The organism is Allorhizobium sonneratiae (assembly GCF_023700755.1).
Lineage (GTDB): Bacteria > Pseudomonadota > Alphaproteobacteria > Rhizobiales > Rhizobiaceae > Allorhizobium > Allorhizobium sonneratiae.
The window spans coordinates 1-15,267 of the sequence record NZ_JAMKOJ010000017.1 but is presented as its reverse complement, the minus strand read 5'-3'; the positions used below and the strand labels follow the sequence as shown (position 1 = coordinate 15,267).

Genomic DNA, 15,267 nt, shown 5'->3' with positions numbered 1-15,267 from the left:
GCTGCTTTGTTATGGGTGTCGGAATGACCGGTTGAGCCTGTCCATCAGGCTGTCCCATGCAGCAATGGCCGGGTCAAGTGCGGTGGCAAGCGGCTCAAATTTCTTCCGGGTGACGGCGCGGGCAAGCTGAAACTGCAGCGATTTTGCCACCTCGGCAATCTTCAGCGCCGCTTCTTTTTCGGCCGTATAGCGGTTCGCATCAAGCCAGTCGAGATGGCTGGCCAAAAGCTCGAAATTGGCGCCGAACTGGCGAACCGTGTTGAAGGCGTATTTATGGAAAAAGCCGAAGGGGCGTTCGGCAATGGCCCTCACCTGTTCGGCAAAGACAGCGGCAAAGGCGGCAAGCGGATTGGCCTGGGGACGGCGGGCAAGATGGCGCTGAAGCAGCGCTTCCGCCGTCTTGCGGATATGGGTCTCATCCGGCAGGGTCTTTGGAAATTTGACGAATTCCGTATAGGGCAGGAAGGGCAGGGCATCGTCTGCGGCTTTGTTCTGAAACAGCCCGTCGAAATCATCGCCCTCGACGCGGAAAAAACCGTCATTGTGGAAATAATCCATACTGCGGTTTGCCCGATCCAGCCGGTTGATGCCGACCGTGGTCTTGCCATGCTCCTGCCGATAGCCGACACCGCGCGTATCGGGCATATAAAAACTGTCCATTTCGACGAGGCAGAGGCGTCCGCGCTGAAGCTGGGTGCACACATGGGCGGCAACGTCGTCGAAAATTGCCAGTTCCGTGACGCGGATATCATAAAGCGCCTCGAGGTCTTCCAGCGGCACCTTGAAGAAGGTGAACTGATCGCCCTCGAAATCCTGGGTCACGGTGAAACCGAGCATGGCACGCGGTTCCGTGCCTAGGGCGTTCAGAATTTCGATCCACAGATCGACATAGCAATTGGTCTGCGGCCACATGCGTTCGGCACTATGCAGTGCATGCGGCTGATAGCCTGCCGGATCGAGAGGAAAGAGCGGCATGGTCAGCCCCACAAGGTCTGGCGCACCGCTTCCGGCCATGTCTTGACGTCAAGTCCATGGTGATGGAAAAGCGCCAGCGCGATGCGTTCCAGCCCGAAGCCGACACAGGCGGTGTGCGCCACCGCGCCATTGTCCAGCGTCAGCCCCCATTTCGTGCCGAAGGCGTCCTGATGATAGTTGAAGCTCATGCAGGCGGTCGGCTTTTCGGTCGAGGTAATCGGGATCAGAAGCTCGAATTTCAGGTTCTGGTCGCGCTGATTGTTGGCCAGCATCTTGCCAGCCCGGCCAAAGAACGGGTCATTGGCGACATCGATCTCCACCGGCAGGCCGACGGCCTGCATCATCGCCGTGCCGCGATCCATCCACAGCTGGCGAAAATCGGTGACATGACTTTCCGTGCCCATGCACACATATTCACGCATGCGGAAAAGCTGCTGGCGGGCCGGATCGGTCGATGGCTCGTGGCGGAAGCAATAGGATTGCAGGTCGAAGAGAGCACCTGTCGCGGGCAGTGGCCCGCGCTTGGCAATGGTTGGATAAAGCGGATAGCAGGCGGCGGGTGTCAGTACGATATCAGTCGCCTTCTGCTCTTTCGTCCAGTCTTCTTCCGCATCCATGCATTTTAACAGGCTGATATGGTCAAGCTCATTGCCGCAAAAGCTGTGCACCGTGCCAGCAAGCTGCGGAAAGCTTTTCATATAGCCGCTTTTTTCAAAAAAGGCCCGGTTCATGCCAGGCGGAAAGCGGATGGCCTCAGCCCCGTCCGTGCCGCCGGTGCGGTCAATCAGCCGTTCAAAGGCGGCAATCACGTCCTCGAAGGCGCCGCTGCGGCCATAAAGCCCGTCGACACCCGTCTCAAACAGCAGGCCGGCATCGAAGAGCCGGTCGAGAAATGTTGTCATGGCTTACCCCAGCAGGCGTGTATCGAGTTTGTGAACCAGAAGCATGGTGGACGTGTTGCCCAGAATGCGGTCGTTGGAAATCATCAGCCGGGCCGAATGGGCATCGCGCAAATGCCGTCCCAGACTATAGGGCGTGCCGTTCTTGTAGCCCATGATGCCGCAGATCAGCATGGCCTGATTGATGATCTCGATGATTGTCTCGGACGAGGCGAGCTTGACATTGTTCATCGCCACCGAAAAACCAAAGGACGAAAGCCTGTCGGCATCCGTCTTGGCCTCTTCATAGGCTTTCAGCGCAGCAACGACATTGGAGCGCACCATTTGCAGGAGATTGGCCACTTCCGCCAGCCTGAGCGCGCCGGGCGGCACCTGACCGCCGCTCTTGCGGGCAGCAGCCCGGACAAAGCTTTGCGCCCGCGCCACCGCGTCGACAGCAATGCCATACCAGACACCGCTCCAGAGAATATGCGAGGCGGCCAGCATGGATTGTGCGGCAATTTCAGCAAAGGGCTTTGGCAGGATCTGCTCCGCCGGCGCCTCCCCTTTGAACAGGAAGCCGTCGGAACAGGTACCGCGCATACCGAGCGTGTCCCAGTTCGTGGTTTTTTCGAGCGTATACTGTCCCTTGAGGAAAACGGTCATCACCTGATCGGATGCGGCGGCGTCCTTGTGGGCGCGCGAGGTGATCAGAATGGCATCGGCATGGTCGCCATAGGAAATGACGGTGGCATCCTTTTCCAGACGGCATATCCCGTTTTCCACCGTGATGGCGCAGATGGAATTGCGCAAATTGCCGCCAATGCCGCCTTCCGTTGTGGCTGAGGCCAGCAGCAATTGTTCTTTTGCGATGCGGGCCATGAAATCCCGTTGCCAGGGGTTATCCTCGGCATGTTCGACAAGGCTCGAACATTTGATGTGGTGCATGGCAAAGATCATCGCACTCGATGCGCAGGCCTGACCAAGTGCGGTGCAGATTTCGGCAATCACGCCGAACCCGGCGGCGTCTCCGCCGAGATCACGCGGGATCTGAATACCAAGCAGCCGTTCAGCGCGCATGGCTGCGACAGCCTCTGCCGGGAAACGACCCTCATGATCCACGCCATCGGCATGGCGGGCTGCTATTGCCACCACCCGGCCCGCACGGGCAAGCAGGTCATTGTGAGCGGTAAACTGCGGTGCGTTCATCACGCAGCCGCCTGTTCCTCAACAATCTTCCGCAAGGTCGCCTCAATGGCCGAGATGCTGGCGAAAGACTTCCGGTTGAGCAGATGGTCGGGAAACTCGATATCGAAGGCCTCTTCCAGCGCCAGCATCAGCTGGACGGAGGCAAAGGAGGTCAGTCCGCAGGCATAAAGATCCGCGTCTTTGTTGATCTCGTCAGCGCCAACCGGCAGATTGCCGACCTTTGCCAGAAGTATGCGAATGGTGTCGTTCATCATTTTATCCCCACTCTCTCTATCCGGATCGGTCCAAACCCGCACCGGTTGAAAGACCCTTTGAGTGATCCAGCGTCCCCAGATACCCGTGTCAACGTCTTTGAGGTTCAGGCTGAACCAGGCAGGCGCTTAATATTCGTTGCTTTCATTTGTCTTTACGACAAATCCTGATGCTCGAGCCGTGTGGTCAAGATTTTAGTCGAGCATAGAACGGCGAATAGGCTGCAATACAGTCTTTTTGTGCATCACACACAGTTCAGGAACTGCCCACACCATGGAAGAGCACTTATTTTCCTGAAATCATTCATAAAAACAAGAATTTTTACAGCCCCATCCCCGCAGCTTAAAGAGGCATGATGCTGTAAAATGGCAGTCACTGCTTTTATACGTAATAAATAGGGTAATTGTTAATAGGAAATTGAAATTTTATCCCAAAATTGGGACTGTAAGGAGAGTATAGTTAAAAGCGATCCGTGATCAATTCTCGAGTACGTAAAATTGATTTCACAACTATATCGTGTTTTTTCTGTTTCAGTTTTCCCGATAAAGATGCGTTGCGCCATGAAAATCGGTGATCCGATAGCTGTCACCGGTTTTTTCAATCGGGCTTGCAGCGGCGGGAACCTTCCCATAACCACCTGGTATATCAAGGATATAGAGAGGCTGGCACAGACCGGATACATGACCTCTGAGTGCTGCAACCAGTGCCTGCCCTTCGGCGAGTGACAGGCGAAAATGGCTGGTTCCGGGCGCCAGATCGGGGTGATGCAGATAATAGGGGCGGATGCCCAGTTCAACGAAATCACGCATCAGTTTCGCCAGAACCTCAACCCGGTCATTGACGCCTTTGAGCAGGACGGTCTGACTGATCGTTTCGATCCCGGCTTTTCTCAGCCGCAAAACGGCCTGGCGGGCATCCTCCGTCAATTCACGCGGGTGATTTGCATGGATGGCAACATAGGTCATCTTGCCGCTCACAGTCAGGGCATCGATCAAGGCTGTGTCGATCCGTTGTGGATCGACCACCGGGACACGGCTGTGAAACCGGATGATTTTGACATGCTCGATCCCGGCCAGCGCGGTCACAAGCGCCTGTAACCGCCGTGGCGACAGGATCAGCGGGTCGCCGCCGGTGAAGATCACTTCCCAGATCTCGGTGTGGCTGCGAATATAGCCGAGTGCTGCCTCCACCTCCTGGGTCGATAATGAGCCGTCGCCTTGCGGTCCGACCATTTCGCGGCGAAAGCAAAAGCGGCAATAGACCGGGCAGGTGTGCAGAACCTTCAACAGCACCCGGTCCGGATAGCGATGGACGATACCGGGAACGGGGCTGCGGGCATGGTCGCCAATCGGGTCCGGTTGCTCCAGAGGCGTCTGTGTCAGCTCTTCGGCCTGCGGTACGAATTGGGCAGCAATCGGATCTTCCCGATCGGCAGGATCGATCAGGGCCTGTATGGCCGGCGTGATGGCAATGGCATAGCGGGCAGCGACGGCATCGAGTGCGTCACGGTTTTCTGCGTCGATCAGTCCCGCCTCCGCGAGATCCTGAACCGATTTCAGCACCTTGCCACTCATGACCGTCCCGCTGCGACAGGGGTCCAGACCACCTGCTCGATCCGTTGCGCCCCTGTGGCCAGAAGCACGAGGCGATCAAAGCCGAGTGCAATGCCTGAGGCGGCGGGCATGATGGTCAGCGCCTCGAGAAAATCCTCATCGATCGGATAGGTTTCGCCATAAACACGCTGCTTTTCCGCCATTTCCGCCTGAAAGCGGTGACGCTGTTCTTTCGCATCGGTCAGTTCGCCAAAACCGTTGGCCAGTTCCACACCGCAGACATAAAACTCGAACCGTTCGGCAACCCGGGGATCGTCGCTGGCGCGCCGGGCAAGGGCGGCTTCGGCCACCGGATAGCGGTCGAGCAGGGTGGCACGGCCAAAACCGAGCTGCGGTTCGATCTTTTCTACGAGAACGCGGCTGAAAAGATCGGCCCAGCCATCATCGTCTGCCACCCGCATCCCGACCTGTTTAAGAGCAGCGGCAAAGCGGTTCCGATCCGTCTCACCCGTTGCGGTGATGGAGGCCATCAGATCAATGCCGGCATACCGCTGGAAGGCGTCTGCCACGCTCAGACGCTCCGGTGTGGCAAAGGGGTCGCAGACGCCGCCGCGATAGGAGAATTGTCGCGCGCCTGTCACTTCGGCCGCGCGCTGGAGAAGGCTTGCGCAATCCTCCATCAATCTCTCATAGGTTTCGCCTGAACGGTACCATTCCAGCATGGTGAATTCCGGGTGATGCAGCGGACCGCGTTCGCGATTGCGAAACACATGGGCGAAACAGGCAATGCGCTTTTCGCCAGCTGCCAGGAGTTTTTTGCAGGCAAATTCCGGTGAAGTATGCAGATAGAGTGGATAAGCGACCCCGTCCGGTCCGAGTGCTTCGGTGGCGAATCCATGAAGATGTGCCTCATTGCCGGGTGAGATCTGCAGGATAGCCGTATCGACCTCAATGAAATCATGTTCGGCGAAAAATTGCAGGCAAGCAGCCTTGATCCGGTTTCTGCCGAGAAGAAAGGCGCGGCGGTCGGCATGAACCGAAGGCGTCCACCAGGGAGAGGCGGCAGGGCTTTCAACTGGCATGGTATATCACTCGTATGGCGGTTTCACCGGCCTTCGCAAATCTTGACTGCAACGGGCTGGCTATTTGGGCGAATTTAGGTTAGGTGCGGCCCATGAAACGTCTTTAAAACCATGTCGTGCCGGACCCGGAGCGTCCCTTACGACGTGTGAGCGAGAGATACAAGGAATTCCGCATGGTCAAGATTATCGCTTCTTCCGTCCGCAAGGGCAATGTTCTCGATGTCGATGGTAAGCTCTATGTCGTTCTGACGGCGCAGAACTTCCATCCCGGCAAGGGTACCCCCGTCACCCAGGTCGACATGCGCCGCATCGTTGACGGCGTGAAGGTTTCCGAACGCTGGCGCACGACCGAGCAGGTCGAGCGCGCTTTCGTCGAGGACGTGAATTTCCAGTATCTCTATGAAGACGGCGAAGGATTCCACTTCATGAATCCGGAAAGCTACGATCAGGTTGTGGTTGACGTCGATACCATGGGCGATCAGAAGGCCTATCTGCAGGAAGGCATGACCTGCATTCTCTCGATCCATGAAGGCGTGCCGCTGGCGGTTGAACTGCCGCGCCATGTAACGCTGGAAATCGTCGAGACCGAGCCGGTGGTCAAGGGCCAGACGGCGTCGTCCTCCTACAAGCCCGCCATGCTTTCCAACGGCATCCGTACCATGGTGCCGCCGCATATCGATGCTGGCACCCGCGTTGTCATCGCGACGGAAGACAACTCCTACGTCGAGCGCGCGAAGAACTGATGGTTTTTACAGCGCCGTGCGCCAAATATGGCGCACAAAGGTCGCTGTAACACTTTCAATCTACTGCATAATCCCGAGAAAAGCGCAGAGCGGTTTTCCGTCCGGAAAATGCGTAAAAACATAGAGTGAGAGCATTTCAAAACCCCGCCATGGCAAGATGGCGGGGTTTTTTCATGGACGCTGAAACGCACAGGCAAAAAAAGACCCGGCGCACAAGGCGCCGGGTTATGATGCAGGCAGGCGGTCAATTTCCGTATCAGGGCTTCTTTGCCAGGCTCGCCGGCATTTCGGCAGGCCTCAGGCGTGCCTGAACGTCTTCGACCTTGCCGTTGAAGGCATAGCCGCCGCCCATGGCAACATTGAGCGTGACGAAGTCGTTGGCCATGGTCTGGATGGACTGCGCAAGGCTGGATTCAGCCGAGGTAAGATTGCGCTGGGCGTCCAGCACGTCAAGCAGCGACGAAGCGCCATTCTTGTAAGATGCCGTCGACAGTTCCAGCGCTTCTCTGTAGTTCTTCACATATTCGCGGTTGGCGGCAACGGCGCGGGCGTCGCGGTTATAGGCGGCAAGAGCGCTTTCGACTTCCTGAACCGCATTAAGAACTGTCTGCTTCCAGGCCAGATAATCTTCACGGGCAACCGATTGTGCGCTCTTGACATTGGCACGCAGTGTTCCGCCGTCAAAGATCGGCAGGTTCAAAGACGGGCCGAAGGACCAGGTATTGGCCGTGCCGCTGCTGGACGAGGTATGGGTATAGCCCGGCGCAATCGAGCCGCTGAGGGTCAGGCTCGGGAAGAGTTGTGCCTTGGCCTCGCCAATACTGTAGACGGCGGCGGCCAGAGTGCGCTCTGCCTGCCGGATATCGGGACGGTTGCGGATAAGATCTGCCGGGATGCCGGAGAGAACCTTGCCCCTGGCGACTGGTTGCGGCTCAGGCTTCTTCAGTTCGTTGATCAGATCCGAGGCAGGCAGGCCCAGCAGATAAGAAATCTGATAGGCATAGCTGTAGAAGCTGGCCTCATAGGAGGGCAGGGTCGCGATCTGCGAATTCACCAGACCTTCGGACTGGACAACGTCAAGCCGCGATGCCGCACCGGCTTCGAGCTGCAGTTTCGTCAGCGCCAGCGTTTCCTTGCGCGACTTGATCGCTTCGTTGGCAATGGCAATCTGCTGCTGATAATAACGGGCATTGATATAGGCCGTCGTCAGATCCGAGATGAAGGTCAGGCGGGCCGTATCTGCGCTGGCATAGGCCGCTTCCAGATTGGCTGTAGCGCTCTCCTTAGCACGGCGATACTGTCCCCAAAGGTCGAGAAGCCAGGAGACGGCGAGCTTTCCAGAACTGTCGGAAGCTTCGGCAGTTGAATTGTAACCGCCATTGGTCTTGCTGAGCGTCTGGCTTGCACTGGCCGTGAGGCTCGGCAGACCACCTGCGCCTGCGGTGATGACCGAGGCCTTCGACTGCTCGATCTTTTCCATGGCCTGGAGAACATTGAGGTTCTGATCGATGCCCTGATCGACATATTTGTTCAACTGGGCATCATGAAAAGCCCGCCACCACTGGACGGTAGAAATGTCGCCGTCCGATTTAGCCCCGCCTTCCTTGAACTTGGCCGGCAATGCGGTCAGCGGTGGTGTATGGTCGGGTCCCATGACACAACCGGATAAAAGCAGCATTGCAAAGGGCGCAGCATAGCGTACGGAAACCATTTCACTTTATCCCTGTTTCCCAACCAAAGGCCTCACACTTATGAACATGTGTGATCAGCCTCATTCCATATTATGACCAAGCCCGCTTGTATAGGCGTGGTAAGATTCTCTTAACTTACTTTTTTCGCTCCTGTTGTGTCAGGGGCACGCCGTGTTTTGCACGAGACGTTAAGGCACGGACAATAACGAAGAAAGACGGTACGAAGAAAATTCCAAGAAGTGTTGCCGAAAGCATACCGCCCAGCACGCCGATACCAATGGCGTTTTGCGCGGCAGAGCCTGCACCTGTTGCCACCGCCAGCGGAATCACCCCCAGAATGAAGGCGAGCGACGTCATGATGATCGGCCGCAATCGCAGCCTTGCTGCCTCAAGTGCGGCATCGACAAGGCTCTTGCCATGTTCCTGGCGTTCCTTGGCGAACTCAACGATCAGAATGGCGTTTTTGGCCGCAAGGCCGATGGTCGTCAACAGCCCGACCTTGAAATAGACGTCGTTATCCTGACCGAGAATATGGGCGGCAAACACAGCGCCGAGAACGCCGACGGGCACGGCCATGATCACCGAGAAGGGAATGGACCAGCTTTCATAAAGTGCCGACAGGCACAGGAAAACGATCAGCAGCGACAAGGCGTAAAGCAGCGGTGCCTGCGAACCGGAGAGCCGTTCCTGATAGGAAATGCCGGTCCATTCCACATGATAATTGCCACCCAGGCCGGCGACAAGCCGCTCGACCTCGTTCATCGCGTCGCCGGAGCTGACGCCCTGCGCCGAGGTGCCTTCGAGTTGCATGGCCGCCACGCCGTTGAAAGCCGAAATCGACGGCTGGCCATTGGTCCATTTTACTTCGGTAAATGACGAGAAAGGCACCATTTCATTGCTCGAATTGCGGGCAAACCAGTATTGCAGATCCTGGGCCTGCATCCGGTACGGTGCGTCGCCCTGAACATAGACCTTCTTGATCTTGTTGTTCAGTGTGAAGTCATTGACATTGGTGCCGGCGAAGATGGTCGTCAGCATGGCGTTCGCATCGGAAATCGCTACGCCCATCGCACTGAGCTTTTCCTGATCCAACAGGATGTGGACCTGATTCTCATCGAATCGGTCGTCACTGCGCATCGAGGAAACCTTGCCGCTGGCATTGGCTTCGGCAATCAGGCGTTTGGCGGCCGATTGCAGAGCTTCCTGACCATGATTGCCGGTATCGACGAGATACATGGAAAAGCCGCTGGAATTGCCAAGGCCCTGAATGGCGGGGGGCAGGATCGGGAAGACCTGTGCTTCACGAATCGTGAAGAAATAGCCCATGGCGCGATGGACGATCGCAGATGCCGATAGTTTTGGATCGGTGCGCTGATCGAAATCCTTCAACTTGGCAAAAACCAGCGCATTGTTCTGGCCCGATCCAACGAAGCTGAAGCCGTTGACGGCAAAAACATCCTGAATGCCGGCTTTTTCCTTGTCGAGATAATAATTCTCGACCTTCTTGATGACTTCCGCCGTTTGGGCGGCGGTGGCGCTGTTCGGCAGCTGGATGAGCGTCATCAGCACGCCCTGATCTTCCTGAGGCAGGAAGGAGGTGGGCAGCCGCAGGAAGAACCAGGCGCAACCGCCCAGCACGATGGCGAAAACCAGCATCAGGCGCACTGGCCGCTTCAGCAGATAGCCGACCGAGCCGACATAGCCGCGTGTGGTGCGGTCGAAATTGCGGTTGAACCAGGCTGCTGGCCCACGACCCTTCTTGGCATGATCAATCGGTTTGAGGATTGTTGCGCAGAGTGCTGGTGTCAGCACCATGGCCACCAGTGCTGACAGCAACATCGCGGAAACGATTGTGACCGAAAACTGCCGGTAGATGATGCCGGTTGAGCCTCCGAAAAACGCCATGGGGATGAAGACGGCCGTCAGCACCAGCGCGATGCCGACAATGGCGCCAGTAATTTCCTTCATCGATTTCTCGGTTGCCTCAAGCGGCCCAAGCCCCTCTTCGGCCATGATTCGCTCGACATTTTCCACAACAACGATAGCGTCGTCGACAAGAAGGCCGATGGCCAGAACCATGGCGAACATGGTCAGCGTGTTGATCGAATAGCCGGCCATCGCCAGAATGCCGAAGGTGCCGAGCAGAACCACTGGAACCGCAATCATCGGAATGAAGGTGGCGCGCAGATTTTGCAGGAAGATCAGCAGGACGAAGAAGACCAGCACGATCGCTTCGATCAGCGTATGAACGACCTTTTCAATCGACAGCGACACGAAAGGCGTCGTGTCGTAAGGATAGATGATCTCGACGTTTTTCGGCAGAGTCGTGGCAATTTCGGCAAGTTTGGCCTTGACGCGGGCCGCCGTGTCCAGCGCATTGGCCCCTGTTGCCAGATTGACGGCAAAGCCGGACGCCGCCTTGCGGTTGGAGCGCGATGTTGTCGAATAATCCTTCTGGCCGATTTCGACGCGGGCAACATCGCTCAGTCTGACGACAGCACCGCCCGTATCGGTTTTGAGGATGATGCGCTCAAATTCCGGCACGGTGCTGAGCTGGCTTTGTGCCGTCATCGTCACATTGATCTCTTGGCCTTTCGCCGCCGGAAGACCGCCCACTGCGCCAACGGAAACCTGGGTATTCTGCGCTTCGATCGCCGAGGTGACATCCGCCGGCGTCAACTCGAATTTTTTCAGCTTGAAGGGATCGAGCCAGATGCGCATGGCAAAGGGCGATCCGAAAGCATTGATCGATCCGACGCCGTCCAGACGCTGCACCTGATCTTCGATCTGGCTGGAGAAAATATCGCCGAGATCAGCCGACGAGCGCGTGCCGTCAGTGGAGACCAGCGCACCGACCAGCAGGATGCTTGAGGTCGAACGCGTCACCTGAATGCCGAGATTCTGCACCACGCTGGGCAATTGCGATGTAACAAGCTGCAGCTTGTTCTGCACCTGAACCTGGGCAATATCCTTGTCGACACTGTTGTCGAAGGTCAGGGAGATCGAGGAGGAACCGGCGGTGGAGGACGACGTCATATAGGTCAGGCCATCAAGCCCGGTCATGCCGTCTTCAATGACCTGTGTCACGGTCTTGCGCACGGTATCGGCACTGGCGCCGGTATAGGTGGCGGTAATGCGTACCGTTGTCGGTGCGATGTCCGGATATTGAGAAACGGACAGCGTCTCGATCGCGAGCAGTCCGCCAAGCATGATGACTATGGCAATGACCCAGGCGAAAATCGGTCTGTGAATGAAAAACTGCGCCATGGTCTATATCCCGATCGCCGCTTTGCGGGTGGCTCTGACAAGAATCATGGGGCTTTCGCCTTGCCGTCGGAGGAGCCGGCAGCCTGCTGTTCTGGTACGACGAAGCCTTGATCGTCGATCCTGGACAGAACGGGTTTGACGGTCTGGTTTTCCGTGATCCACTGGAAACCATCGACGATCAACTTGTCGCCATCGGCAACACCCTCGGTCACCAGCCAGTTATTGCCCGAGATTCTGCTGTTGCGGAAGGTACGGGTTTCAACCTTGTTGTCCTTGGTGACGAATTTTGCCGTCAGATCGCCATTGGCATTGTGGCTGGCTGCGCGCTGGGGGATGAGATATCCTTCCTCCTGGCCGATCGTGATGGTGGCGCGTACATACATACCTGGCAAAATCAGGTTTTGCGGATTTTTGAACAGAGTTCTGATCGAGACCGTGCCCGTCGTGGTGCTGACGGCCATTTCCGACATGTCCAGCTTGCCGGCATAGGGATATTCCGTTCCATCCTCCATGGTCAGGCGAATGTCGGTCCGGTCGATATCAGGCGCTTTGCGCTTTTGATTGCCGGCGGCAATGGCGTCTCTGAGACGCATCAGGTTCAGGCTGGACTCGTTCAACTGGATATAGATCGGATCGATCTGACGCAGCGTCATTAATGAATCGGTCTGGCTTGCCGTGACGATATTGCCAACAGAATAATTGGTGGCCGAAGTCACGCCGTCGAAAGGCGCGCGCACATCTGTCCAGTCCAAGTTGATCTGGGCGGTTTCAAGGTCAGCTTTGGCTTCTGCAACGGCAGCCTTGTCCTGAGCGAGAGTGGTCTGGGCGTCCTCGTAATCTTTCTGCGAAGCTCCGCTATTGGCGAGACGCTCATAGCGCTGAACATTCGATTCTGCCGAGGGGATGGCGGCTTCGGCCTTCTCGAGCGCAGCTTTATACTGATCGACCGAAGCCTTGTAGGTCGCATCGTCAATCTTGTAGAGCAGATCACCCGCCTTGACGAAACTGCCTTCCTTGACGGCAATCTGCTTGATGATGCCGCCTACACGTGGACGAATGTCTGCGGTCTTGTAAGCTTCCGCCCGACCGGAAAGAACTGTGGTGAGCGGATTGACGGATTTCTTGAGTATGATGACGCTGACGGGAGAAGGTGGTCTTTCACCGGCTTTTGAACCGGAGGCATCTTTTTGCCCGCTTTGATCACTGCACGCGCCTAAAACCAAACACAGGGTTAGGAAAAGCGGCAATTTTCTGGAAAGACTGGCCATGCGGTTCTCTGACATTGCTCCTGATGGGAAGAAGGTCACAAAAGAGTTATCGCAACACAAGCCTACCCAGTGATTTTTTCAATCAGAAACCAAATGCATGACAAGCTGTTGCAAAAAAGCCAAATCACGGTTCCGACGTCTTTGTGACGTAGGACAGAAAATATCACTTGGCAAGTGGGTTTTGCAGTGCGGTAATGATCAGATCAACAATGTCATGGCAGCGTGCCAGCAGCGTGTCAGGCTTTTCCCGGGCAATGGTGATCGGATTGAAGACCCCTTCAAGGGCGCACAGCGCAGTTTGCGCCGCATGGTGAGTGTCGCGAACAAAAAAATCGCCCTTGTCGACACCCTCATCGATCACAGATTTTATGATGGCGATCAGTCCGTCTCGGTAAAGAGTAATCGCCTTCAGCTCCATATTGGCAATAAATATCACCATTTCAAAGAGATGTGGATTTTTCGCAACGTCTTCTCTAAAGTTGATAAGCAATATTTCCGCAACCTGAAAGAGCTTTTTCTGAGGGGAGCAGGTCAGGTTGATGTGAGAAATGGCCTGAAGCTTCTTCTCGAGATGACTGGAAATAATCGCATCCACCAGATCGATCTTCGAATGGAAATGCTTGAAAACATTGGCCGGTGACATATGCAGTGTCATGGCTATATCGGCCATGGTCACCTGTTGATAACCGCGGTCGCAAAAAAGTCGTTCAGCGGTGTTGAGAATGTCAAGCCGTGTTTCCGCCGCTGGCCGTCTGGGCCTTCGTCCTCCGTTTCGAGTCGTTGCCCCGATTTTTTCGGGGGATCTTTGTTTCGTGTTCTTCATACCATTCCTAGATAGGCAAAAATATTCTTACGGACACGTTCAAGCGGGGTCGCGCCGCTGAGATCAGGTGTGAACCGTTGACCTGTTATAGCTTCATAGGCCTGGATATAAACATTGGATGTGGCCTCGATCAAATCCTGAGGAATTTCCGGAATGCTATCTTTATAGGGATCGCAGCGCTCTGCTACCCAGGCGCGGACAAAATCCTTATCGAAACTGTGAGGCCGCTTTCCAGTTACAAAGGCGTCTTCATAGGAGTTTGCAATCCAGTAGCGGCTGCTGTCAGGCGTGTGGATTTCATCTGCGAGAATGATCGTTCCGTTTTCGTTTGTACCGAATTCATATTTGGTGTCGACGAGGATGAGGCCGCGTTCGGCGGCACGCTGCTGACCTCTGGCAAACAGGGCAAGAGCATAGGCCGACAATTGCTCCCATTGAGCGGCGGTCAAAAGCTTTCTGTTGATGATGTCGTCCGGTGTCAGTGGCTCATCATGGCCACCATCGAATTCCTTGCTTGTTGGTGTAATCACCGGTGAGGGCAGCTTCTCATTATCCCGAAGTCCATCCGGCAGATGCATGCCATACATGCTGCGCTGGCCCTTCTTATAAAGTGTCAGGATCGAGGTTCCTGTCGTTCCGGCAAGATAACCTCTGACGACGATCTCAACGGGCAGAATATTGAGCCGCTTACCCACCACAACAACCGGATCGGGATAGGCGATAACATGGTTTGGGCAGATATCGGCCGTTTCGTCAAACCAGTACCGCGAGGTTTGCGTCAGAACCTGACCCTTATAAGGAATGCTAGCAAGAATACGGTCGAAGGCACTGAGACGATCGGTTGAAATGATGATCCGCCGACCATCCGGCAAGTCGTAATTTTCCCGTACCTTGCCATGATAATAATGAGGCAATTCCGGCAAGAAGGCTTCGTTCAAAACGCGCATCATATCGGTCTCTTTTCCATCTGCCTGTCTGGATATGGCTTACGACGCCCATTACCCACGTCATTTACCAAGCGCACGGCGCTGTAACGCATCATAGGACCTTTTTCAAAGAAAAAGACAGTGAATGTGATGCTGTTCGTCTCATGGGACAGCACGGGACCGCGCGGAGAAAGGCTAGCAACGGTTCTCTCTATATATAGGACGCGCAAAATGAGGATGTCGTCGGCTTCTGGATATAAACTCCATATCCTTGGAATGGATAGTGCTCCCGTAAAGACCTCTGTGTTGGGGGGCTTTGCCAGATTTTTTTGAGCGCCTGATGACCGCCGGAAAAAACAAGCGAAGCTTTGCAAGCTAAAAATACATCATTTTCAATGCGATATAAGAGAGTTATATTTTTTTGAATTTGGCTGTTGACTGGCGAGAGGCTCTGGGATTATACGTTCGCTCACTGACGAGGGCGGCGGCGCTGCTAGCGACCAACTCCTTCGTTCTGAAATACTCACAGAGAAGACAGGGATGTTTTTGGCCTGGTTTGATTGATTGGGCGTGAGGGAAGTTTTGACGGTTTTTTGGGAT

12 protein-coding genes are annotated in these 15,267 nt (G+C 55.6%); 1 reads left to right on the top strand and 11 read right to left on the bottom strand.

Translation table 11 applies throughout. The features are described from left to right. Positions 1–9 precede the first annotated feature (9 nt). From NAC44_RS20680 to epmA, 6 genes are all read right to left on the bottom strand, one after another. Positions 10–1,014, bottom strand: coding sequence for a DUF1839 family protein (locus NAC44_RS20680; RefSeq protein WP_250943523.1), 1,005 nt, complete (start codon positions 1,012–1,014; stop codon positions 10–12). Continuing rightward, complete coding sequence (locus NAC44_RS20675) at positions 978–1,877, bottom strand: amino acid--[acyl-carrier-protein] ligase (protein WP_250943522.1); 900 nt, start codon at positions 1,875–1,877, stop codon at positions 978–980. The genes NAC44_RS20680 and NAC44_RS20675 overlap by 37 nt, the downstream gene beginning before the upstream one ends. A 3-nt stretch (positions 1,878–1,880) precedes the next feature. After that, positions 1,881–3,062: an acyl-CoA dehydrogenase family protein gene (locus NAC44_RS20670; protein WP_250943521.1), complete on the bottom strand. Its 1,182-nt coding sequence runs from the start codon at positions 3,060–3,062 to the stop codon at positions 1,881–1,883. Beyond that, positions 3,062–3,313, bottom strand: a complete 252-nt coding sequence (locus tag NAC44_RS20665) for an acyl carrier protein (protein WP_250943519.1) — start codon at positions 3,311–3,313, stop codon at positions 3,062–3,064. Before NAC44_RS20665 ends, NAC44_RS20670 begins: the two co-directional genes overlap by 1 nt. Positions 3,314–3,844: 531 nt before the next feature. After that, positions 3,845–4,888 carry a lysine-2,3-aminomutase-like protein gene (locus NAC44_RS20660; RefSeq protein ID WP_250943517.1) on the bottom strand — a complete coding sequence of 348 codons (1,044 nt, stop codon included), beginning with the start codon at positions 4,886–4,888 and terminating at the stop codon, positions 3,845–3,847. Beyond that, positions 4,885–5,949, bottom strand: coding sequence for an EF-P lysine aminoacylase EpmA (gene epmA / locus NAC44_RS20655; RefSeq protein ID WP_250943515.1), 1,065 nt, complete (start codon positions 5,947–5,949; stop codon positions 4,885–4,887). The genes NAC44_RS20660 and epmA overlap by 4 nt, the downstream gene beginning before the upstream one ends. Positions 5,950–6,122: 173 nt before the next feature. Here epmA and efp point away from each other — a divergent pair, with 173 nt between their 5' ends. Continuing rightward, positions 6,123–6,692: an elongation factor P gene (efp, locus tag NAC44_RS20650; RefSeq protein WP_250943514.1), complete on the top strand. Its 570-nt coding sequence runs from the start codon at positions 6,123–6,125 to the stop codon at positions 6,690–6,692. Between the two features lie 256 nt (positions 6,693–6,948). Here efp and NAC44_RS20645 read toward each other — a convergent pair whose 3' ends face one another. From NAC44_RS20645 to NAC44_RS20625, 5 genes are all read right to left on the bottom strand, one after another. Then, positions 6,949–8,403, bottom strand: coding sequence for an efflux transporter outer membrane subunit (locus NAC44_RS20645; protein ID WP_250943512.1), 1,455 nt, complete (start codon positions 8,401–8,403; stop codon positions 6,949–6,951). 115 nt (positions 8,404–8,518) lie between these two features. Next, positions 8,519–11,650, bottom strand: a complete 3,132-nt coding sequence (locus NAC44_RS20640; RefSeq protein WP_250943511.1) for an efflux RND transporter permease subunit — start codon at positions 11,648–11,650, stop codon at positions 8,519–8,521. 44 nt (positions 11,651–11,694) lie between these two features. Further along, positions 11,695–12,918 carry an efflux RND transporter periplasmic adaptor subunit gene (locus NAC44_RS20635; protein ID WP_250943509.1) on the bottom strand — a complete coding sequence of 408 codons (1,224 nt, stop codon included), beginning with the start codon at positions 12,916–12,918 and terminating at the stop codon, positions 11,695–11,697. Positions 12,919–13,081: 163 nt separating this feature from the next. Then, a complete protein-coding gene (locus NAC44_RS20630) occupies positions 13,082–13,741 on the bottom strand; it encodes a TetR/AcrR family transcriptional regulator (protein ID WP_274706992.1) in 660 nt (219 codons plus the stop codon). Next, positions 13,738–14,688, bottom strand: a complete 951-nt coding sequence (locus NAC44_RS20625; protein ID WP_250943533.1) for a phosphoribosylaminoimidazolesuccinocarboxamide synthase — start codon at positions 14,686–14,688, stop codon at positions 13,738–13,740. The genes NAC44_RS20630 and NAC44_RS20625 overlap by 4 nt, the downstream gene beginning before the upstream one ends. Between the last annotated feature and the right edge of the window lie 579 nt (positions 14,689–15,267).